Consider the following 21,241-nt stretch of genomic DNA (forward strand, 5'->3'; position numbering starts at 1 on the left):
CCCTCGCCCATCCAGGAGCCACCAGGCTTGTCAGAAGCACCTCAACAGGACGCCCCGGGCCTTCCGGCCCGGGGCGTCCTGCGTTGGCAGGCGTCATACGCTGCCGTGCCGATCAGCCACGCCTACTGGTAGGAGTAGCCCAGGACGGTGATGTCCTTGACGTCGTCGGTGGTGAGGCCGCCAGCCGCCTGCGACCACCAGGGGTCCAGTCCGGCGTCGACGCCGGTGACGCTGGGGCCGCCGCTGTGGGTCAGTTGCCACTGATCCCAGATCCGGTCCACGTTGGCGTGGAGCAGGAAGAAGATCGGGTCCTCCGCCGCGATCATCGGGTTGCCCAAGGTCCCCTGACACCAGTCGTGCACGTGGTTGTGGGCGACGAATTCCAGGCCGGGCACGATGCTGCCGCCCGCAGCGCTGGCGAACGTGAAGGCGGTGTAAGTGGGGCGCACCAGGAGGCTGTCGACGGTCGCCTGCGTCGGAAGGGACGCTGTCGGGTTTCCGTCCGGGTCGGTACCGGGCGTCGGACGGCTCACGCCGGGGGGCTGCCACACCCAGTCGGGACGGGCGTGGTCATTCGCGTAGTCCCAGTACGGAATGGTGACCGCAGGCCGGACGGTGCGGAGCAGGTCCTCGAACTTGAGGCCGTAGGCGCGGTGCCAGGGCAGGAAACGCTGCGCGGCGGACGGAGGCATGCCGGGCATCGCGCCGTGGTGCCGGTGGCCCATGTCCATGTGGGCGTCCACAAGCTCCTTGTACTCCCGCATGCCGTGGGCCTGCTGCAATGCGTCGTTGAAGAGGTCCCGCTCAGCCTGGGTCAACTGCCGATGGTCCTTGCGCACCCGCTGCGCTGCCCGCACCAGCCGGGTAACCAGGCCGCGTACCTGCTCCACCGGCATGGGCGCCGGCATGAAAGGCGCGCCCGCGGCCAGGCTCTGCGCGCCATCTGCGGCACCCGCCGGACCGGTGGCCAGACCGGGGTGGGGTGTGGGTGCCAAGGGGAAGCCCCCGGGCGGCCCTGCGTGCAGTACGTCCGCCATCATCCGACTCAGGCGGAGATCGACTTCCCCGCTGTCGATGAGCTGGTCAGGCGACCAGCTCGAGACGAGCGCCTGGGCTTCGTCGGCAGTGGGGAATCGGTCCGCCATGACGTTCTGGCTGGTCATACGCTGCTTTCTCCTCGCTCGCGGCCGCCCGCCCTCTCTTCGGCCGGGCACACCTCTCCCCACTCTGTGAGGCACATCGGCGGACGGCCACCGCGGGCGGGCCGAACGGACGACCCCCGCACGTCCGGCGGCCGGGCCTAGCGCCAACCAGCACACGCTGCGCATCGCGTCGGCTGCGCCGGAGGCCAGCACCGAGTACAGCGATCACGGCAAACTTGGGCGGAATCATCGAGCTCCGCTCATCGGCGGCCACTCAGCCGGTGGTCATCCCCGGTGCGCGGAGGCGGCATCGTGGGGTCGAGGAACAGGTCCCACAGCGCCCACACCGCCGAGTCCAGCAGGTCCGGGGAGTCTTCCGTTTCGCCCAGGCCGACGAAGGTGGTCATCTGCTCTTCCAGCTCTGCGAACGTCCGAGCCGACCCCACGCGGTGTATTCGGGCCTGCTCGTACAACTGCGCCGCCGGGGCCGCCCGAGCCCGCTTGACGCGCGTGGCGTGAACGATCGCCAGTTCACAGTCGGGTCCACCTGCTCCAGCAGGGCTGGCAGGTAGTCGCCGCCGTTGTTGGCCTCGATCACCACGCAGTCCGCCTGGTGCTCGTGGTACAGCGCCACGGCCCGCTTCATTGCCTGCGTCGGCATGTACCGGTCCTGCTCGCAGTGCAGCAGGTACCCGCTCGGCCGGTCATCGCCGTACAGCGACTCCACCGGATACTCGCGCCCGGCCACGGTGAAGGCGGTCATGTCCGCGTTCTCGTGGCTCTTGGTCGCCGGGTCCACCGCCACCACGAGCCGCTGCAAGTCCGGCAGGTGCTCCCGTTTCGACCGGAAGCCCTCGCCCTCCAGCATCCAGTCCTGCCGTCCCCCAGGCCCCGATCTGCTGACCGCCCTGCCTCTCAGCTCCTCGCCGCCACGGCCGCCGCCAGCCGCGGTGCCGCAAACTCCGTACCGCAGGTGAAGCGCAGCAGCGGCCCGAACGTCGCCGCCGCCTGGATCCCGGTGAAGTACAGGCCGGACACGGACGACTGAAGCCCGGCGTCGAGGTGCGGGAAGCCGGCGGTGCGGGTCAGCTCGGCGCGCAGTTCGGGGGCGAGGAAGTCCAGCGCGTCGAGCCGCACCTGGTAGCCGGTGGCAGCCAGGACGTGACCGGTCTCAAGGGTGTGGATCCGCCCGTCGGTGTCCCGGGTGGTGACGGTGACCCCGTCGCCGTTCCGTGCGGCCCCGGTGATGTGCCGCCCAAGGTGGACGGGCACCACGCCCTCCAGGCGCGGCTTGAGCCACCAGGAGCCGAACGGCCCCAGTACCCGCTTCACGAGCCGCAGCCGGGTGGCCGCGGGCAGGAAGCGGAAGGCCGCCGCGTGGCGGACGATGCCGTACAACCCCCAGGACCGGCCCAGCCCCGTGTCCGGCTGCCAGTGCGGTGGAGGAGTCGGAGCCGCGCCGAACACCAGCCGCCTGCCACGCACGAGCAGTTGCACCATCGCCCCGGCCTCACTCAACAGCGCCGCACCCTCCTGTGCCGACTGGCCGGCCCCCACCACGACAACGTCCTGCCCGGCGAACTCAGCGAGGTCGGCGTGCTGGGAGCTGTGCGAGACGAGCCCTTCCGGAGCGAGGGCGGCCAGCGGTTCGGGGACGTACGCGAAGCCGTCCATTCCGCTGGCGACCACCACGGTGGAGGCCCGCAACTCCTCACCGGAGGCGAGCTTGAGGTGGAATCCGTCGGCCTGCCGGTCGGCTCCCAGCACCCGGACGTTCTCGACCTCGGGCACCAACTGCTCGGCGAACCAGCGCCCGTACCGCACGAACATCTCGACCGGCACCGGGTCGTGCCCGGTCAGCCGCGACTCCCCCGTCTGCCGGGCATAGGCGTCCAGCGTGAAGCCGGGCTTCGGTGCGCACAGCACCGACGCGCTCGGCGGCGACTTCAGCAGCATGCCCGCGGGCATGTTCTCGGCCCAGCTCGCCATCGGCGAGCCGAACACCCTGACGTGCAGGCCGCGCGCCTTGAGATGCGCGGCGGTGGACAGGCCATACGGGCCCGCCCCGATCACGACGACCGTCGTGGACATGAATCCCCCCAGATGGCAGCCCGTCGAGCCGCCTGCGAACGTGCTCTGTCAGCCGGTGCGTGCGCGAACGCGCATAACGCCGCCCGGCCGTCTACGGCCGTTCAGGCAGCGGTGAGCGATACGCCGAGAGGGGGGCCTCGGCGTACAACACAGTGGGCCAGCGCGGGCTCGCGTGGTGAAGCGCGGGCCGGTACGTGACAGACGGGCGCCGCTTCAGGAGCCGCGACATCGACCTCGACGCCTTCCCGCGGAAACAGCAGGCGCCACAACCAGGCACACAGGGAATGCAGTTCGCCCGCCACCCGATGAAGACCGATCCGGCCGTCCTGAACGCCGTGCAGAAGGACGGCAAGCAGGACGGCCATGGCGAGATGGGCGATCACGAAGGGCCAGGCCGCGGACAGCCGCTCGTACGCGGGTGGTGTGGTCGTGGTGAACCAGCAAAACCCGAGCGCCTGCCCCCCAACGGCAAGCATCAACTGCCGTGAGAACTGGCTCGGTTGCCCGGAGCCGGGAAAGGCCACGGCGAACAGGAGTCCGGCCAGGACCCCACGGGCACCCCACGACGGCGACACGTCGAACACCACATGGTGCCCCGCGACCGCGAGCACCGTGCCCGCCACCGCGAACAGGGTCGCGCGGGCGCTCGCGATCCGTGCCGGAGCCGGTACACCACCGGAACGGCACAGGCGGGACACATGGGTTGAAGTCGTCATGACCCACTCATCATGAGGGCTGGGGCGGCGCCCTGTCACTACCGCGTTCGCGTCGCCTGCACGTAGAACAGCCAGGGTCGTACGTCACCGTGCTCGACGACCTCGAAGCCGGCTTCCGCGATCAGGCCGCCCAGCAGATCCACACGGTTGTGCGCCATGGCGTGACCTGCGCCGCCGTGCACCATGTGGCGGCCCAACCGGCTCTTTGGCGGCGACGGTTGCGTTCTCACTCAGAGACACAAAGCAGGGATGCCAGCCCGTCCGCCACCGCAAGCAGAACGCGGTCCGCATACGGCCGACCGATGATCTGAATGCCAATAGGCAGCCCCTGAGTGGTCGTAGTCACTGGTACGACCAGGCTAGGAAGGCCGATGTGGCTGGTGAGGTTGGCCCAGCCGGTCTGGTCGAAGAAGTTCTGTTCCTGGCCGCCGACCGCGAGGGTGCGACTGCCTGCCGGGATCGCGGCTGTGGGTGCGGCCGGTGTGACGAGGACGTCGTGTTCCGTGAAGAACCGCTGCCAGTCCGATCGGAGTTGGGCGCGTTCTTCGTTCGCCCGCAGCCAGGAACGGTGGGTTTGGGTCCGGTGGCGGAGAAAAATCGCGCGAGGGCTGGAGTCCTCGTCCCGCAGGTGTCGTGCAGCCGCGAGCTCAGTGTCAGCGGTTTCGTCGTTCGTGGTGGCCGTCGCGGTGGCGTGCAGAAGCCGTTCGAACAGGTGCGTGGAGTCGGCGAAGCCAACAGGTCCGGGCGTGTGTCGGACCAGGACTCCGGCTGCGATCAGAGCCTTCTCAACGGTGATGAGGGCCTGTGCGGTCTCGTGGTCGACGGGGCAGTTCGGGTCCTCGGCCCAGATCGCAATGCGCAGTTCGTCGATGCCCTTGCTGACCGTGGGCAGGTCTACGTGCCAGGGTGTGTCCTCGGCGGGTGCCGGTGTGGTGAGCGCGGTGAGGAGCAGGTCGAGGTCTCCGGGGTGGCGAGCCAGGGGGCCCGGCGTGACCATGTCGCTGCTGGTGAGCCAGCCCGGCGGCCGGGGAACGTGGCCGCGGGCCGGGACGAGTCCGTGTGTCGGCCGCAGTCCGTACACGCCGCAGTAGTGGGCCGGCAGGCGCAGCGAGCCGGCAAGGTCGCTGCCGAGGTCGGCGGGGGTGAGGTGGGCGGCGACCGCCGCGGCAGGTCCACCGGAGGAGCCGCCGACCGTCCGCGCTGGGTCGTGCGGGTTGAGGGTGGGGCCGAAGAGGGCGTTGTCGGTGTGGAGGTCCTGGCAGTAGGCGGGGGTGTTGGTCTTGCCCATGATCACCGCGCCTTGGTGGCGGAGCCGCGCGACAGCGTCGGCGTCCTGGTCGGGGATGTGGTCCGCCAGTTCCTGGGCTCCGCTGGTTGTGCGAAGGCCGGCCGTTTCGAAGCTGTCCTTGATGGTGATCGGGAGGCCGTCGAGGACCCCGCTGGCCTCGCCGCGGGCCCGGCGCTCATCGGAGGTGTAAGCGGCTTGCCGGGCCACGTCGTCGTCGCGGGTGATGACGGCATTGATGGTGCTGGCGTCGATCCGGTTGAGGTGGAGGTCGAGCAGCTCGCGGCTGGAGATCTCGCGGCGGTCCAGGGCGCGCAGTTGGAGGTGCGCGGGCTGGCGGGTCAGGTCGGTCATGCGAAGGCTCGCTCGGGGTGGGGGGTGCGGGCACGTTGATGGGGAAGGTGGCGGGCGACGGCGAGGAGGGCGTCGATGTCGTCCATAGGTCGGCTGGTCTCGGGGGCGGTATCGGCGAAGTCGGTGAGCCGGTCGGGATGGGGGCGCTCGCCCGTCTTGCGGGCGGCGATGCCGGCGAGTATCTGGTCGGCAGTGACAGCGGCGTTCAGTTCCTCACCCGAGAGCCCTCGGCTCCTGTGGTGGGCTTCGCTGCTTTCACGGACGCCCGTTTCGAGGTACTGACGGATCATGAAGCGGCCGTCGCGGATTTCGACCGCCCGTCGGTAGAGCTTGAACCCGATGCTGCGGAGGCGGCGGCTCTGGGCAGGGTCGCCCCGGTCGACCGGCAGGCGGATCTCGGGGGCTTCGCTGTAGAAGGCCAGCCACAGGGGGCGCAGGCGGTAGTAGCTGAGGTACTGCCTGAACCGGTACTGGACGTTCTTGGCCTGGTCGGTGATCGTCGGCACCAGCCACCCGATCAGCGTGAGCATGGCGCCGACGTCGCCGCAAGTCCAGGCGAAGTTCTCCCAGCCGGCGAGGGAGATGCCGAAGGCGCCCGCGATGACGTTGCCGGTCCGCACGCCGCTGTATCCGAAGGTGACGATGGCGCCCAGGGCGACGACCCGCAGACCGACACGGACGGAGGTGCGCTTACTGCGCCGGGCCAGGTGCCAGCAGCCGCGGGCAAGGAGCACCTCGCCGATCGTGTAGGCGGTGACGTACAGGGTCAGGTACGCGGCGTACATGTTGTCGTGCGCGTAGTACAACGTGAAGTCGATCGGCCTCGGTGCGCTCGGCGTCAGCAGGGCGAAGAGCACCAGCAGCCCCGCGAACACTGCGAGGCCGGCGCTGAGCCAGGCGCGCGCTCTCCTGCGGGCGATGTCCGGGGGCGATCCCCAGTAGGTGAGAACCACCTGCTGGCAGGCGATCAGCGCGATCACGCAGCCCTGGGCCAGGGGAACAGAGAGGTTCACGGTGCCCAGGACGCGGTCGAGGTAGTTCCACATCGGCGTGATGGAGAACAGGAACGATAGGCCCGACAACAGGAAGACGGAGGCCAGGGCCGTGGTGGCGGGATCGCGGCGACGGGCGGGGATATCTCTCAGGAGGCAGAGGAATCCGAGGATGGCGACCACGAGGCTGATCGGGTGGAGCAGGTCCTTCACGGTCGGGCCTCCCGCCTGCGCAGCAGGGTGTGGGCGACGCGGTCCTGGACCTCGTCGCCGGAAGACTCGTCGCTGCGCAGCCACCGGTCGATGATCCGGCGCTGGAGGAGCGAGGCGAGGAGCTCGGTCTCGTGCTCCTCTGCGTCGTCGTACTTGGTCCGCCCCAGCATCATCTGCACGATGGCCGGGTCCATGGTGGTGATGAGCGCCGGCGCCAGAGCGGACAGCGGGCGGGCCTCGTGGTGCCCGAGGAACAGGTGCATGAACTCGTGAGCGATGATCTGATCTTGATGCAGGCAGCTGGTCCGCGGGTCGTAGAACACGTAGATGACGGCCTCCAGGACCGCACATGCCCCGCAGACCGACGGCGCCTGCTCTTGGGGCTGCAGGACCACCTCGCGCCCCGTACGGCGGGAGACCTCGTCGCGGAGGTCGCGGATGTTCGTGACGTCGGGGAGCTTCAGCGCGGCCAGGGGGTCATCCTGGCGCCACCTACCCGTGGACCACATTGTCATTCCTTGATCATTTGCTGAACTATAGGTGGAATACGGCTAGTTGGAGGGCGGAAGCCCCTCCATCTTTCGTACGCCGTCCACGAGACCGAGTACCGCTTCCTTTCCGTCCGCTGAGACATCGGACAGACGCAGGAGCACGTTTTTGACCTTCGAATCGCGGAGCAATTCCAGCAACTTCAGTTCCTCCGCAGTCTTTTCGGCGACCTCATCGTCGAACCAATAGGCGGCAGGAACACCGAAAAAGCTTGCCAGGGCTTCAAGATGACGCTTCGTCGGATTGTCTCGGCGGCCGGTGCGCAGCATCCAGAGATAGGTGGACGTCACGGTTTCGAGCCCTCGCTCAGCCATCAGCTCGGCCACTTCAGAGTTGCTGTACGGGCCGCGGCCAGGCGGGTGTACCACGTCAAACAGGCGGTTGAGCCGGTCACTGAGCTTCTTCGCGTGAAGACTCGTCGGCCCCTCTGCTGGCTCTTTCATGATCCTTCCCAAGGAGTGTGGCTTAACGGGCGTTCAGCCACTGTACTCCGCGATTAACATCAGTTGACGCACCGATCTTGCGTATGAAAAGTTCTACCTCGCAAACACCTCCCGCGTTTGCACGTCCACCCTTCAGGACGGTCTGTCCGTTTCTACCGATAAGCGCGTATGGCGTGCGTGACACGCGTCACTTTTACCAAGCGGCATTAGTTGCGCCTGTAATTACAGGACGACTTTGATCTTCGAATGGAAGGCGCAGAGGCAACAGTGGGAAGGCTCGATCCCCTTCGCGATGCCCACGCGAACATTTCCGTCGGGTCATTCGGGCACTGCCATGCGCGGCCAGTCCTCGCCATGCTCGTGGACGGAGGGCTGACTCTGCGCGGCCGCGCCCGCGCCCGCGCCGGAATGGCACAGCCGTCTGCACCAGCGGTGCGGGTCGCTACCCTCGCCGCCATCGCCCACATCCCTGACGCCAGTCGGCGGTACGCCGCCGACTGGCGCGGCATGGCGAGTAGCGCTGAGCGCGCCGTCAAGGTCGGTGCCGCCGAACCAGCACGGCTCGCCACTGCGCCGCGTTGCGGCACAGAACACGAGGGGGCGCAGTGAAGGTCATCTTCGAGTACGTCGGGGCGATCCGCCTACTGCCCGTATCGCGGCCCGCTGCCTCCACCCGTAGGCACAGGTGCCGCCGCCCTCCGGTGCGACTTGTAGAGAGTCCTTTAGCAAGGTCTGGATCTTGCCGCACGTCCTGCATATGTTCGTCGTCCCCCACCGGGCACCCTGCCCGGCGGCAGACGACGCTAGGAGCCAGCTGCGCAACGCGCGATCCAGCCAGGTGAGATAGCCCCGAACACAGCGACGGCGTCCAAGGAGCGGTAACTCCCGGACGCCGAACGCCAAATGGTACTCCTGCCCCGGCAAGGGCGGAGATTTACCCACCTTTACCGCACCGGTCCTTTCCTACGAGGCACACCGGCGCGGGTTTCACTACGGAGGAGAGTCTTACATGCCGCCTGCCCTGCGCAAAGGGCCGGTGCTCCCGGCTCGCGCGGCAGCCGTCCTCGCTTCGCCGCCTGGCTCCCTCGGCGCGTACCGGTTGCCCGGCGCCCTCGCGCCGGAGCCGGCCCCCAGCGCCCGGCCCGTTTGGGCGGTGACCCGATGAGCCGAGACACCCGCGAATGGGCGTGGGAGTACAGCGCCAGCCGCGGAAACGCGCGCCTGGTCCTGCTGTCGATCGCCGACCGGATCCCCGACGAGCAGTGCGTCGCCTGGGCGTCCCTCACCTCGCTGATGAAGCGTACGAACGCGAGCCGCAACGCCGTGCGCGGCGCCCTGGTCGCGCTGTTCGAGAGCGGCGAACTCGAGGTGCTCGACGACCTCGGCGGCCCGCAGCACAGCACGGTCTATCGGCTCCCGCGCGCCGCTGCATGGCTGGCCAAGATCGCGGCGGCCCGGGAGAACGACCCCGGCGCGTACGTCGAGCCCCTGACGGACGCCGACGCGGTACCCGAGTTGGACGACGAGCGGCTGCGCAAGCACGGCATCTGGCCGAAGACGGGGTCCGAATCCGACCCCCGTCGTCAGGATCTGACCGGGTCAGAATCTGCACCTCCTCGTCAGAACCTGACCCCTCCCCGGGTCAGAATCCAACCCCCCTCCGGGTCTGAACCTGACCCCCAGAACCGTAGTGAACCGAAGGTGAACCGTAGGTACAGCAGCAGTGGTGCTGCTGACCTCACCTCCGCCGCGGACTGGCAGGTCGACGACGCGAGCCTGTCCTGGGCTCAGCAGCAGGGGCATCTCGCCCGCCTCGGCGAGCACGGCGTCCAGGCCGCTGACGCAAAGTGGCGCCACCACCGCAGCACCTGGAGCCCTCGCTCCGCCGCCGCCTGGGCTGCCGACTGGCGGGCCTGGATCGCCCGCGAGCACAGCCCCGCCCCCCAGCGCCCGAACCTCTACGCCCTGCCCGGCGGCACTCCCGCGCCGCAGGCAGGCATGACCCGCGCCGACGCGCACATGGCCGCCCTGCTCGCTGCCGTCGATGAACCGACTGGAACGGAGTAACTACCTTGGACCGCCGCGAAGTTGCTGCCGTGCTCACCTATGTCGGCCGCCTGGACCCACGCACCATCCGCACCGACGCGGGCGAGGCCCGCGACCAGCTCGCCATGTGGCACGAGCTGCTCGGCGACGTCCCGATGGCCACCGGCCAGGGCTGGGACGTCCGCGAGATCGTCCGCAAGCGCATCGTGAGTTCGCCGTACCCGATCCTGCCGGCCGATGTGACCCGCGAATGGCAGGCGCACCGCCGCGACCGTCTGGCCCGGCACACCGACCCGACCCCGGCAGCCGACCCGGACAATCCGGAAGCCTGGCGGGCGGAGCTGCTGGCGGCGCGAGATGCCGTGGCTGCCGGAGTGGCCGCACCCTCGGCTCACCGCGGGATCACCACGGGGCGACACCGGCCGGGGCTCAAGGACCAGCTTGCCGCCGTCGGCTCCTACATCCCGCCGGCCGTGCGTGCCGAGCTGGCCCCGTACCGCCCGGCCCGCGCCGCCCGCGAAGCCGCCATCGCCGCCGGAGGACCCGACGTCTTGAGCGTGCCGTGCGACTGGTGTCACGCCGACAAGGGCGAGCCCTGCCGCCGCCGTCGCATCAGCCTCGACGGAAGTGCCCGGGGCAACGCACCGCGCGTCACGGCCCACCCCGGCCGCATCGACCGCGCCCTGGCTGAGCAGGCCCAGCAGGCATCCGCCGCCTGACAGCAGCCCCCTTCTCCACCAAAACGTTCCGACTCCGGTACGGCCCCACGCCGTACCCCGAGCCCGCCTCGAAGCGCCCGCCGCACCCCTGTCCGCCACCGGTGCCGAGCGACCCGCACCCACCGAGGCGACTTCCGGAGACCGTCATGCGCCACATCACCACCAACGACACCCCGCCCCCGATGATCCGGGGCATCGCCGACCACAGCTGGCAGGAACGGGGCTTGTGCCACGGCCTGCCGGTCAAGGAGATCGACGAGCTGTTCTTCCACGCGGCCCGCGACCGCGCGGCCATCAACGCGGCCAAGGCGATCTGCGGCAACTGCCCGGTGAAGAAGGCGTGCTTCGACTACGCCCTCGACAACGAGATCCGCCAGGGCATGTGGGGCGGCCTCACCGAGGACGAGCGCCGCCCCTGGCACGCCCGAGTCAACAAGCGCCTGGACTACAGCCGCGTCAAGGCCGCGTTCGAAGGCCGCGACGTCCACCTCAGCGACGCCGAGCGCGACGCCGTCACCCGCCACGCCTACGTACGCGGCTGGAGCCCCGAGCGCCTCGCTTACGCACTTCGGCTCGACCTCGACTGGGCGCGCGACCTGATGCGCAACGCCGCACACGCCGTCGCCGACCGCGACCGCTACTGGGGGCAAGTCGACCCGGCCGAGGCAGCCGACGACGAGTACGTCGAGGACGAAGCCGCCGAGGACGCCGCCTCACCGGTGCAGGTGCCCCGCCAGGCGCAGACCCACGCCCTGATCGCCGCTCTCCGAAAGGCCGCATGACTCACCCCATCGCCATGCCCTCCCTCCCCTCTGGCATCGACCCCGTCCACCTCGTCGCAGCCGTCGGCGTGCTCGCCCTGGTGCTCGGCGGATGGTCGATCCGGCGTAACCGGACCCGGGCGAGCGGCCCGCGCGCCGGCACCCCCGCGGTCTGGGTCGCGGCCCTCGCCGCCCTCAACTGCACCGCCTACAGCGCCGACACCAGCTGGCGGTTCGCCGCCGACTACCTCGACATGGCCGGCGCCATGGAGCGGGCCATGATGTTCAGCGCGGCCGAGCTGGCGCTGTTCGCGACGGCGCTGATGGCCCGGCAGAACCTGAAGACCCAAGGAGCACCCGGCCTGCCGGGTGGCCTGGTCTGGGTGATTACCGTGGTGCAGGTCATCCCGGCGTACGCCGAGTCAGGCGCGGTGGGCGGCACCGTGCGGGCCTTCGTCGGCCCGATCATGGCGGCCGTGCTCTGGCACCTGGCCATGGGCATCGAGCTACGGCTGCACAAGCCGGACGCCGCCTCCCAAGGGCTCCTGGCCACGCTCGGACGTGAAGTGCGGGAGCGTCTCCTCTCGCGCCTGGGCGTCGCCACCCGCAACCGAGATGCCGCGCAGATCACCAAGGACCGCGCGACCCGGCGGGCCGTGGCCCTGGCCTCCCGGCTGGCCGGGATACCAGAGAAGGAGCGTGAGAACGGCCGTGGCAGCCGGATCACGCGGCGGCTCCAGTCGGCTCTCGCGCGATCCGGTGTCGGCACCGACCCGCAGCAGCGTCGCGCGCTTCTGGAGCAGCTGGCCGCCCGTCGGCACGCCACGGCGCTCGCCACGGTGGTCCTGCCATCGCCCTGGATTCAGCCCGCGCGAGACCAGGACGCCGATCACGGGGACCGGTCCCCTCTCCCAACGTCGATCGTGACTCCGTCGGCGAACGGGACGCAGGCGAGTACATGGGTGAGCGCGGTCCCCGGCGACGGTCCCCGAAGCACCGCATCGATCGGGGACCGTACAAAGGGGGACCGTCCGCAGGCGGGGACGGGACGTGAGCCCGACGGGGACCGTCCCCACCCGGACTCCGTCGGCAACGGGGACCGAGCCGCCGAGTCCGGCTCGAGCCTGCTGCGCGAGGGCCAAGAGGCGGCAGTTGGAGACCAAGACACCGTGCCCGCCGGGACCGAGGAGCCCGACGACGGCGCGAGCGACAGTGCCGCAAATGTGCGCGAAACCGCTGCTCAGGCGGGCACAGGCCCGTCCTCGGCGGCCACCACCATCGGGGACGAGGACCGGGAGCACCTGGACGGCGAAACGGGGACGGAGCGCAACGGGGACCGTCCCCACACCGTCCTCAACGACGACGGGGACCGCGAACACCCCGACACCGAAACGGGGATCGAACCCAACGGGGACCGTCCCCACACCGTCCCCGTACGGCGGACGCCGAAGGCGAGGGCTTCCCGGAACCGGCCGCACGGAGGTCAATCCCAACGGTCCCGGAAGCAGCCGAAGCTGAGCGTGGAGGAGATGGTCGAGCGGGTCCGTCCCCATGTGCCCGCGCTGCTGGAGCGGGACGGCAACGAGTCGCTGACTCGGGTTCAGCTGCGGGAGATTCTCCGTTCCCAGCAGATCCGGGGAGGGCGGAACGAGCGTCTGACGCCGGTTCTGCAGCGGCTCCGCGACGAGGCGGGCACCGCCACGACCCGGAGTACGGCCCGATGAAGACCTGCCAGCGTTTCGCACACATCAAGGCCGGCTTCGAGCAGGACATCCGCTTCCTGCGCGGTCATGCCGAGCGTCACCAGGGATCCGCGCCGGCGAAGACCAGCGCGAAGAACGCCATGTCGGTGAAGCGGAACATGGCGCGGGCCTTGAACCGGCACCTCGATCGCTGCCCCGAGTGCGGCTGACGGTCACAAATAAGCAGGTAAGGAGCCTACTTCCGCCGGTCCGTCTGGTGGCCCGGCCTCGGCCGGGCCACCGCCGTAGCACTGGAGGGACCCGCTATTCCTGTCCGTCACCACCTGCGTATGCACCCACCGTCCACCGCCGAGGCCGCCGCCTGGGCGGAGGTGCTCGTAGGCCACCAGCTCCTGTACGCAGCCGTGCTGACCCCGGTTGGCCAGTGGCTCGTCCAGCACCGCGCCGAGTCCCTTGTCCACGTCCTCGACGGCCCGACCGCGATGGTCGATCTGGCCGCCGAAATCCAGCACCGCATCCGCACCACGAGGAACCGCACCCGATGACGAACCCGACGACAAGCCCCGCTCCCGCGCTAGGTGAGCCGGAAACCAACTCGACCTCGTCGCGAGCAAGTTGGTGCAAGAGCATTGCTCCCGGTGGGAGCAATGCTCTTGCGTCTCCCGCCCCTGGGGTGGCGGGAGCGGATCGGCACCAGGGGGCGCCGATCCGTCAGGATGCGACCGAGGGCGGCTCGCATCCTGAAGAAGGGGAGAGCCACTCCTGCCACAGCACCGACCGCGCCCACACCATGCCGCCGAAACCCCACGTTCAGCAGCGTGAGCGCCTGCGCGACGAGAAGAAGCGCATGCACCAGCCGAGCTGCCGCATGAACGATGACGAGTACCAGCTCCTCGTCCGTGCTGCTGCCGCCTGCAATATGAGCATCGCCAGCTACCTTGCCCGCGCCGCGCTCAAAGCCGCCCGCAACCTCGACCGCACCGCCGCGGAAATCGCTGGCGAACGCGAGATGCTGAAGGAGCTGTTCGACCTGCGAATCGCACTGAACCGGATCGGCAACAACCTCAACCAGGTTGCGGCAGCCCTGAATTCGGACGAGCCCGCGCCGCAGGCCACGGCGGTCCTCTCTGCCCTTGACCGGATCTCGCTGCGTGTGGACGCCTTCCTCCGGCGCTACCTGGACGGCGAGCGTCCGGCTGCATGATCCCCAAAGTCCACGACATGGGCACGGACACCCGCGGCCTGGTGGCCTACCTGTACGGCCCCGGCAAGGCCGAGGAGCACATCGACCCCCACCTCGTCGCGGCGTGGGATCGCCTGGCTCCCGACCCCGGCCGCGACCCCGAGGCGACGTACGGCGACCTGCAGCGTCTGCTCGACCAGCCCGTCATAGCACTGCCCGAAAGCGCCAGGCCCGCCGAGCATGTGTGGCACTTGTCCGTACGCGCCGCCCCCGAAGACCCGATCCTCACGGACGAGCAGTGGGCGGACATCGCCCGCCGCATGGTCGCCGCAACCGGCATCGCCCCTGAAGGCGACGATGCCGCCTGCCGCTGGGCGGCTGTCCGCCACGCCGACGACCACATCCACATCATCGCCACCGTCGTCCGCCATGACGGCCGCCAAGCCCGCATCCGCCAGGATGGCGCCCGCTCCCAGGCGGAAGCCCGGAAGATCGAAGTGGACTACGAGCTACGCCGGTTGAACGCCGGCGACGGAACCGCCGCCAAGCGCCCCACCAGCGCCGAACGCCATAAGGCGAACCGCCAGGGCAAGGAACGAACGCCACGCGAGGAACTGCGGGAGACGGTGCGCCGCGCCGCCGCCGGCGTCGCCAGCGAGCAGGAGTTCTTCGACCGCCTGGCCGCCGCCGGCCTCCTGGTCAGCCAGCGCGTCGCACCCTCCGGCGATCTGCTCGGCTACAAGGTCGCGCTGCCCCACGACCGCAACGAGGACCAGGAGCCGATCTACTATTCGGGCTCCACCCTCGCACCCGACCTCTCCCTACCGCGCATCCGCGAGCGGTGGGCCGCCAACGGCTCCGGACCCGGCCCCGAAGCCGCCGCGGACCGCTCCTCCGGCTCGGCGCGTGTCAACCCGTCGACCGCGCGGCGCCAGGCGACGACGGCGGTCTGGCGGGCCGTACTCGTCGTCGACCAGAGCGACGACGGGCAGATCGCCGCGCAGCTCGCCGCGGCCGGCGAGGTCCTCGACGCGCTCGCCAAGACCTCGGCCGCGCACACCCGGCGCGAACTGCGAGATGCCGCCTGGGCGTTCGAGCGGGCCTCCCGCTCCCACATCCGGGCCGAACGGGGCCACGACCGTGGTCTGCGGCAGGCTGCCCGTGACCTCGTCTACGGCGGGCCGGCGCTCGGTCGTGGGGAAGACGGCGCCACCACCGCCATGTTGATTGACATGGTGTTCTTCCTGGTCACCGCCGCCGCCCACTGGCACGGGAAGAAGGAGCACGCCCAGCAGGCCGCTGCTGCCCGCCAGGCCGCCGAGCACCTACGCGCCGCTTACCAGGCCGCCGCGCCGATGTACCTGTCCGTCATGCACCAGCGCGGTCGGCGTCTGTCCCAGCCCCTGCAGCGCAAGCAGGCCGCCTACCTGCGCCAGGCCGTCCCGGAGCTGGCCGAGCAGGTCCTCACCGAGCAGGGCTGGTACGCCCTTGCCGCCACGCTCGCAGATGTCGAGCACGCTGGGCACGACCCGGCCGCGCTCCTGGCCGAGGCCGCCAAGCGACGGGAGTTGGACACCGCAGACTCGATCAGCGACGTACTCGTGTGGCGGCTGCGGCGCATGGCCGATCTGCCCGCCGACCCTTCCGCCATGCCCGAGCACACGGCCACCGCGCCCGCCGCCGCCCGCGGTGCTGCGCAGCGTCCGACGCACCGCACCGACCGTCCCGCCAAGTCTCGCTGAATTCAACATTCTTAGAGTTGCAGCAGGTCAGGGACTTGCGGCACTCTCCTCGTGCAGGCGAGACGACAGAGATGGAGACGGCATGTTCCGACGCAATCATGCGGACCGAGAGTTCCGTGAAGCCCAGCGTGCCGGCCAGGCGGCGCTGGCGATGCACACCGAGCTGCCGCTGCCAGACACACCCGGCCCTGTCGCTGCCTCGGCTGCGCCGGCGGCCACGGTGGTGCCCGACTTCCTGCCGCCGGACTTCCGGGCGCCGTCCCGCCAGGACGTCTCGGGGTTCATGATGCGCTGGGACCTGCCGCTCGTCATCGACGGTGAGGTCCACGCGTGCCACTGCGGTGCGTACCGAAACTGGATCGTCTTCAACATGCGCGACGACTCGGTGTGGCTCCGCTGCCCGGCCGGCCACGAGACGGAGGAGACCCGACTGGACACCGCCTGGTACAACCGCAACTCAGGTCCGGTCGACCACTTCCACCCCACCCTCGAAGACGGACTGCACCACCTCGGCCACTGAAGCCCCGAAACCCCTTCTCCCCCCCCCGTTCGTCGGCACCCGGAGGGCCGACCCGGTCAGACCATCCGTCTCGCATCACCAAGGGGTTTCCGCATGCGCCGTTCCACCACGACTGCCCTCGGCCTCAGCACCGTCATCACCGTCCTCGCCCTGACCGGCTGCTCCAGCCACACCGAGCCCGCCGACGCCTCGGCCGCATCCTCCGCACCCGCGCACCGGGGCGGCAGCTCGGCATCCGCGCCGCTGTCCTCGGCCCAGCTGAACCAGCGGCTGCTGAACGAGAGCGACCTGGGCGAGGGCTACACCCGCAAGCCCGAGCCCGCTCGCAGCAACGACGACGTCACCGTCATCGGCTGCCCGGCGCTGGAGGAGCTCGGCAGCGACGCGGCCACCGGCTCCGGCCTCGACTTCACCCGCAAGGCGAAGGCGTCCTTCACATACACCGGCAGCAGCAGCTCCGAGGTGAGCGAGGAGCTGTACAGCGACAGCGCCGCGAAGTTGTCCAAGGGCATCGGGACGGTCTTCGACGCGATGCTCTCCTGCCCCTCCTACCAGGTGACGTCGGGCAGCACCGTCGTCGACATGGGCACCGAGAAGACGTCCGCGCCAGACCTCGGCGACGAGCAGTGGAGCCAGTTGCTCACCTACTCCGCCAGCGGGCAGCGCAGCGTCGTCAAGCAGACGGCGATCCGCACCGGCAGCATCCTGGTCATCGTCTCCGGCTCGCCGGGCCTCGTGGACGCCCACCTGGGCGAGGCGGTCGCCAAGGCGCGCATTGCACGCTGACCCGCTCCTCCACCTGCCCCGGTGTCCGGGCCTGTCCGTCTGACAGGCCCGGACACCGGGTTTCGTCGTATGCGGCGATCAGCCGTCGAGACGGAGTTCACCCGGCTCGTAGCGGAGTTGGAAGGTCTGCGCGTGCTCCCCGTCCATCCAGTACAGGGTCATGGTCGACAGCATGCTGCGCTTGACATACCGGGTTCGCGAGGGCATTCCTTCGTCCTGCTCGACGATCCAGGCTTCCACCCGCTCCGGCAGCCCGAACCGCAACGCGTATGCCTCGGGGTGCTCCGCCGAACGCAGTTCCCAAACGGGATGTGACGCTGCCTGATTGATGCGACGCAGACGCACCGCATGTGTGGCATGCGCCCTCGCATAGTCCACGAAGGCATACAGATCATCCGAGGCCAGTCCCAAGACAAACGGCGCCGCCGGAAAGGCCAGAACAAGACCCAGCTGCGACCGGCTGTGCAGGGCCTGCGCCAGGTAATCGAGTCGACCGCGAAACGTATCGGACAGGTCCACATCGTCGGCGTACACATCCAGCAGCGGCCCGCGAAGATACGCCCGTATCTCGCGCACCTTCGGCCGCTCGGCCGCAGGAGTTACCTCGAGGGCTGCGTGAATGGTGTCGGCCGTGATCTTGACGAGATTCCGCAGGACGGCGAAGTCCGGTGCGGAGAGGTCGATCAGGGATATCTGGTGGCCAGCGCGTAGTCCTGTGCCTCCGGGCTGAAGCCAGACGTCGAGAAGATCGCGTAGCTATATCGGTATCGCGTCCGCGGCCGGCCGGTCCCCGGGGCGGTGAGCGTGGTGGTCTCGCCCTCGTTCACGTCGTGGATCACACCGTGGCCGTTGCGCACGGTGGGCAGACCAACTGGTGTGGTGGTCAGGTACTTTGCCTCGACGAACAAGCGGACCGGCAGGGAGAACGGCGGGACGTACCGGAACTGTCCGAGCGCGTCGACCTGGTGCCATGCTCCGCGCCCGCGGACCAGCAGGCCGTTCTTGTCCTCCTTCAGCACCTTCCACGGCTCTTTGTCCTTGTCGTCGTCGACCGTGAGGACTTCGAAGCCGCTGGACCGCAACAGCCAGGCCAGCACCTCTTCCAGGAGGTAGCCGCGCAAGGGTCCTTTGCCGATTACTTTGCCTGCCACGACGGGGATCCTATGCGCGGTCTGGATCTTGGTTCCAGGGTGCCGTCAGGTTCGCTGATGCCGAGGGTACGGCGAAGGCCCGGTGGTTCCACTCCCGTCAAGGGAGTGGAACCACCGGGCCTGGAAGAGGGGCATCATCCCGTCGATCCCCCCGCCTCGGTCGCGGGCTATGAGCAGCCCGTCAGCCGCGGCGGACGACGGTGAGACGGTCCTCCGCGCCTTCGGGCAGCGTGCGGCGCGGCACCGGGCCGGGTGCGGCGAGCGATGAGGCGAAGGCCGCGACCAGCTCGTGCGGGGTACTCGCGCTGAAGCTGGCGCACCACAGGTACGGTGCCCCGAGCACGGGCTCCGCCCACGCCTGCCAGCCCAGCAGGTCATCGCGGGGGTCGGCGTCGTGGATGAGCGGCGGCAGCATCTCCAGCGAGACGTTCGTGGAGAAGCCCGGGTCGGTGGCGGTCGTACGCGGGCGGTCCATGTCGCGCAGCCAGCCCCGGGCACTGAGCGCGGTGAGCACCGATTCGGCGTTCTCGAACCCGACGTCGGGACTGTCGCTGGCGTCGAGCGCGAGCAGGAAATCGGTGAGCGCCTCGTGCGGGACGCCGGCGGTGAAGTACGCGTTCCACTCGGTCAGGGCCGAGGCAGGGTACGGACGGGCCGACAGCTGCCAGGCCACCGGGAGGCCGCCCAGCTCGAACGGGTAGGCGGCGAGGATCCACTCGGCGCCGCGCAGGCTGTCGGGGCTCACATAGAGCAGGGTGTTGCGGGAGGTCGGCCACATGCGCCAGCCGAGGTCGGTCAGGGTGTCGCCGATCCGCTCGGCGAGGACGCCGTCATCACCGGCCAGGTGGCGCGGGGTGACCCAGTACATCGAGTCCGGCGAGTGGGGGTGGGAGGGATCGATGGAGTGGTGCGGGTGCAGGGGCGCCTCCGTCAGTTCGAGGTTGGATCACTGGCTGGTGTTCGGCCCGGTTGCGCCGCGTCGGCGGCGCGAGGGTCCCTCGGCCGGCGGTTGCCAGGTCAGAGCGACAGCCACGGCGGGCGGCAGAGGGCCGAACTGCTCGGCCTCCAGGGACTCGGCGATGTAGACCATCGGCCGGCCGTGCTCGTCCACCGCTTTCTCCACGCCGCCCAGACGGTGGGCCATGGGAAAGAAGGGGTTGACGGCGAGACGGACGGGCGTGTCGCGGTCGCAGACGGACAGCAGGTCGAGAATGTCACCGACCGTCATCTCGGGCGAGTGCGGGTCCAAGGCGTTCTCCTAGCGGTATCGGACGGGGCCACGAGAGCAGGGGCAGGGTACGCGGCGCGTACGAGGGGAAGCGGACGTGCCGGTCACAGGGGCTGAGAGGTGGCCAGGATCTGGGCCACGACAGCAGCGATGATCTCCGCCGGGGTCTCCGTACCGAAGGACATCCGGTAGCCGGGGACGTTCGCGGTGCCGGTGACCGCGATCACCCAGCCCTCGCCCGTCACCCAGTCCTCGTCCGCGCCGCCGGGCCGGCCGTTCGGGAAGTAGCCGAGGTAGAACCGGCCGTCGTGCGAGCTGACGTGCACGTCGGCGCGGTCGTCGACGATGTGGGTGAAATCGGCCTCCGAGAACTGGTCGACCACCTCCATCGCCTGACCGGCACCGAGCTTCCAGGAGCGGAGCCGCAGGGCCGCGACCGTGGTGGCGAATCCGGGTCGCGCCGCATCCAATGCCACAGCATCACCTCTCTGACCTGGGATTTTTCGGAAGGTCGTTCAGGTTGACATGCCGTTGCAGCGTCCACCAGCCCTTTGGGCGATCTTCTTGTCTGCCACCGGCGAACTTGTCCTTGGACAGTGAAGCCAGTCGTCTGCCGCGCCCTGACCCGCGACGACTAATTTGATTGGCAAGGAGCTCGACATGATCGCCCCGCCGCCACCGGGCACCGGGCACCGGGCACCGGGCACCGGGCACCGGGCACCGGGCACCGGGCACCGGGCACCGGGCCAGGATGGCGCGCCAGCCCGCCGTAGTGGCTGGCGGTTTCCTTGGCGCGCTCGGTGACGCTCAGCCGCTCCCCGACACGAACGATGGTTCTCGTCTCGGCAGCGGCGTCCGTCAGGAGATCGTGGTCCGCCAGGACGCGCCGAGTTCCGCGAGCTGCCCACGAAGTACGCCGCGCTGCTCCTCCAGGTCCTGCGAGGCCGGCGAGGCCGGCGACAGAAGATAGACGTTGTCGCGGTACAGGCGGAACCCGATGCGCTCCCACCCCTGGGCGATCTTGGCGTTCACGCGGTCCCACTCCGATCTGTCCGTCAGACGCTGACTGCTGAGGTCCGTGATGCCGGGTGAGCAGGCGATGGCCCGGCATCCGGGCATGCCGGTGGATCGCCTCGATGCCGAGTACGGCCGCTAGGCCGTGCCCGCGCCACTGCGGATCCAGCGTCACTCGATCCATGACGAGCAGTGCGGAACCGACGTACTCCAGCAGCTCGCCGACCTCGCTGGTGAAGGAACCCGTCTGCGGGTCGAGGAGGACCTGGGCGGTCTCGTACAGCTCCACGGACTCCTCTTCCATGGCCCAGTAGGCGTTGCGGCCGCGGTCGAGATGCACCCGGTAGAAGGTCATCTCCCCGACGGCGACATCCTCCGTCGTGCACGACGGGCAGTCCACGGTGTGGCAGGCGCCGCTCGCCGCCGGGCCTTGAGCTCCGTCATGTGTACGTCGGCGGTGCAGGATGGCGACGTTCCACCGCTCCAGCGTGTCGGTCTGCGGGGTATCCCACAGTTCGTCCTCGAAGGAGATCCGTAGGTGGAGCTCGGTGGGATCGCCCGGCAGCGAGGAGGACTCGATCACTGCGGCAGCGTAGCGAGGCA

General features: G+C 69.6%; 25 protein-coding genes. 11 read left to right on the forward strand and 14 right to left on the reverse strand.

The genetic code is table 11. The annotated features are described in order from the left end of the window. Positions 1–122: 122 nt before the first annotated feature. From OHS71_RS08925 to OHS71_RS08960, 8 genes are all read right to left on the reverse strand, one after another. The gene (locus tag OHS71_RS08925) at positions 123–1,163 is read right to left on the reverse strand and encodes a tyrosinase family protein (protein ID WP_328478588.1); all 1,041 of its coding nucleotides are present in this window, start codon (positions 1,161–1,163) and stop codon (positions 123–125) included. 239 nt (positions 1,164–1,402) lie between these two features. Beyond that, positions 1,403–1,822 carry a phage terminase large subunit family protein gene (locus OHS71_RS08930; RefSeq protein ID WP_328484448.1) on the reverse strand — a complete coding sequence of 140 codons (420 nt, stop codon included), beginning with the start codon at positions 1,820–1,822 and terminating at the stop codon, positions 1,403–1,405. 235 nt (positions 1,823–2,057) lie between these two features. After that, positions 2,058–3,233 (reverse strand): NAD(P)-binding domain-containing protein, encoded by a 1,176-nt coding sequence (locus OHS71_RS08935; RefSeq protein ID WP_328478590.1) that lies wholly within the window; start codon positions 3,231–3,233, stop codon positions 2,058–2,060. A 101-nt stretch (positions 3,234–3,334) separates the two neighbouring features. Next, on the reverse strand, positions 3,335–3,856 hold the full coding sequence (locus OHS71_RS08940) for a hypothetical protein (RefSeq protein ID WP_328478592.1): 522 nt from the start codon (positions 3,854–3,856) through the stop codon (positions 3,335–3,337). A 319-nt stretch (positions 3,857–4,175) separates the two neighbouring features. After that, positions 4,176–5,588 (reverse strand): amidase family protein, encoded by a 1,413-nt coding sequence (locus OHS71_RS08945; protein ID WP_328478594.1) that lies wholly within the window; start codon positions 5,586–5,588, stop codon positions 4,176–4,178. After that, the gene (locus OHS71_RS08950; RefSeq protein WP_328478596.1) at positions 5,585–6,793 is read right to left on the reverse strand and encodes an MAB_1171c family putative transporter; all 1,209 of its coding nucleotides are present in this window, start codon (positions 6,791–6,793) and stop codon (positions 5,585–5,587) included. Before OHS71_RS08950 ends, OHS71_RS08945 begins: the two co-directional genes overlap by 4 nt. Further along, entirely contained in the window at positions 6,790–7,302 is a 513-nt protein-coding gene (locus tag OHS71_RS08955; RefSeq protein WP_328478598.1) for a hypothetical protein, read from the reverse strand. Before OHS71_RS08955 ends, OHS71_RS08950 begins: the two co-directional genes overlap by 4 nt. Before the next feature lie 42 nt (positions 7,303–7,344). Next, positions 7,345–7,785 carry an XRE family transcriptional regulator gene (locus OHS71_RS08960; RefSeq protein ID WP_328478600.1) on the reverse strand — a complete coding sequence of 147 codons (441 nt, stop codon included), beginning with the start codon at positions 7,783–7,785 and terminating at the stop codon, positions 7,345–7,347. Positions 7,786–8,946: 1,161 nt separating this feature from the next. Between OHS71_RS08960 and OHS71_RS08965 the strand changes: the two genes are divergently transcribed. The 10 genes from OHS71_RS08965 (at position 8,947) to OHS71_RS09010 (ending at position 17,245) form a co-directional block, all read left to right on the forward strand. Further along, the gene (locus OHS71_RS08965) at positions 8,947–9,852 is read left to right on the forward strand and encodes a helix-turn-helix domain-containing protein (RefSeq protein ID WP_328478602.1); all 906 of its coding nucleotides are present in this window, start codon (positions 8,947–8,949) and stop codon (positions 9,850–9,852) included. Between the two features lie 5 nt (positions 9,853–9,857). Further along, the gene (locus tag OHS71_RS08970; protein ID WP_328478604.1) at positions 9,858–10,550 is read left to right on the forward strand and encodes a zinc finger domain-containing protein; all 693 of its coding nucleotides are present in this window, start codon (positions 9,858–9,860) and stop codon (positions 10,548–10,550) included. A 146-nt stretch (positions 10,551–10,696) separates the two neighbouring features. Next, a complete protein-coding gene (locus tag OHS71_RS08975) occupies positions 10,697–11,332 on the forward strand; it encodes a WhiB family transcriptional regulator (protein WP_328478606.1) in 636 nt (211 codons plus the stop codon). Next, positions 11,329–13,035 carry a hypothetical protein gene (locus OHS71_RS08980; protein WP_328478608.1) on the forward strand — a complete coding sequence of 569 codons (1,707 nt, stop codon included), beginning with the start codon at positions 11,329–11,331 and terminating at the stop codon, positions 13,033–13,035. The genes OHS71_RS08975 and OHS71_RS08980 overlap by 4 nt, the downstream gene beginning before the upstream one ends. Beyond that, entirely contained in the window at positions 13,032–13,223 is a 192-nt protein-coding gene (locus OHS71_RS08985) for a hypothetical protein (protein WP_328478610.1), read from the forward strand. The genes OHS71_RS08980 and OHS71_RS08985 overlap by 4 nt, the downstream gene beginning before the upstream one ends. Before the next feature lie 120 nt (positions 13,224–13,343). Continuing rightward, entirely contained in the window at positions 13,344–13,559 is a 216-nt protein-coding gene (locus OHS71_RS08990) for a hypothetical protein (RefSeq protein ID WP_328478612.1), read from the forward strand. 128 nt (positions 13,560–13,687) lie between these two features. Beyond that, on the forward strand, positions 13,688–14,218 hold the full coding sequence (locus tag OHS71_RS08995) for a plasmid mobilization protein (RefSeq protein ID WP_328478614.1): 531 nt from the start codon (positions 13,688–13,690) through the stop codon (positions 14,216–14,218). Beyond that, on the forward strand, positions 14,215–15,939 hold the full coding sequence (locus OHS71_RS09000) for a relaxase/mobilization nuclease domain-containing protein (RefSeq protein ID WP_328478616.1): 1,725 nt from the start codon (positions 14,215–14,217) through the stop codon (positions 15,937–15,939). Before OHS71_RS08995 ends, OHS71_RS09000 begins: the two co-directional genes overlap by 4 nt. Positions 15,940–16,021: 82 nt before the next feature. Next, a complete protein-coding gene (locus OHS71_RS09005) occupies positions 16,022–16,459 on the forward strand; it encodes a hypothetical protein (protein WP_328478618.1) in 438 nt (145 codons plus the stop codon). A gap of 93 nt (positions 16,460–16,552) precedes the next feature. Beyond that, positions 16,553–17,245, forward strand: a complete 693-nt coding sequence (locus OHS71_RS09010) for a hypothetical protein (protein ID WP_328478620.1) — start codon at positions 16,553–16,555, stop codon at positions 17,243–17,245. Positions 17,246–17,323: 78 nt separating this feature from the next. Here OHS71_RS09010 and OHS71_RS09015 read toward each other — a convergent pair whose 3' ends face one another. From OHS71_RS09015 to OHS71_RS09040, 6 genes are all read right to left on the reverse strand, one after another. After that, on the reverse strand, positions 17,324–17,821 hold the full coding sequence (locus OHS71_RS09015; protein WP_328478622.1) for a hypothetical protein: 498 nt from the start codon (positions 17,819–17,821) through the stop codon (positions 17,324–17,326). A 107-nt stretch (positions 17,822–17,928) separates the two neighbouring features. Beyond that, positions 17,929–18,396 (reverse strand): hypothetical protein, encoded by a 468-nt coding sequence (locus OHS71_RS09020; RefSeq protein WP_328478624.1) that lies wholly within the window; start codon positions 18,394–18,396, stop codon positions 17,929–17,931. A gap of 181 nt (positions 18,397–18,577) precedes the next feature. Beyond that, the gene (locus OHS71_RS09025) at positions 18,578–19,264 is read right to left on the reverse strand and encodes a DUF317 domain-containing protein (RefSeq protein WP_328478626.1); all 687 of its coding nucleotides are present in this window, start codon (positions 19,262–19,264) and stop codon (positions 18,578–18,580) included. A 78-nt stretch (positions 19,265–19,342) separates the two neighbouring features. Beyond that, the gene (locus OHS71_RS09030) at positions 19,343–19,624 is read right to left on the reverse strand and encodes a hypothetical protein (protein ID WP_328484449.1); all 282 of its coding nucleotides are present in this window, start codon (positions 19,622–19,624) and stop codon (positions 19,343–19,345) included. Positions 19,625–19,728: 104 nt separating this feature from the next. Next, complete coding sequence (locus tag OHS71_RS09035) at positions 19,729–20,100, reverse strand: DUF317 domain-containing protein (RefSeq protein ID WP_328478628.1); 372 nt, start codon at positions 20,098–20,100, stop codon at positions 19,729–19,731. Between the two features lie 382 nt (positions 20,101–20,482). Further along, on the reverse strand, positions 20,483–20,743 hold the full coding sequence (locus OHS71_RS09040; protein WP_328478630.1) for a hypothetical protein: 261 nt from the start codon (positions 20,741–20,743) through the stop codon (positions 20,483–20,485). Positions 20,744–20,820: 77 nt separating this feature from the next. Between OHS71_RS09040 and OHS71_RS09045 the strand changes: the two genes are divergently transcribed. Further along, positions 20,821–20,952: a hypothetical protein gene (locus OHS71_RS09045; RefSeq protein WP_328478632.1), complete on the forward strand. Its 132-nt coding sequence runs from the start codon at positions 20,821–20,823 to the stop codon at positions 20,950–20,952. Positions 20,953–21,241 lie beyond the last annotated feature (289 nt).

The sequence above is a fragment of the Streptomyces sp. NBC_00377 genome, assembly GCF_036075115.1.
Lineage (GTDB): Bacteria > Actinomycetota > Actinomycetes > Streptomycetales > Streptomycetaceae > Streptomyces.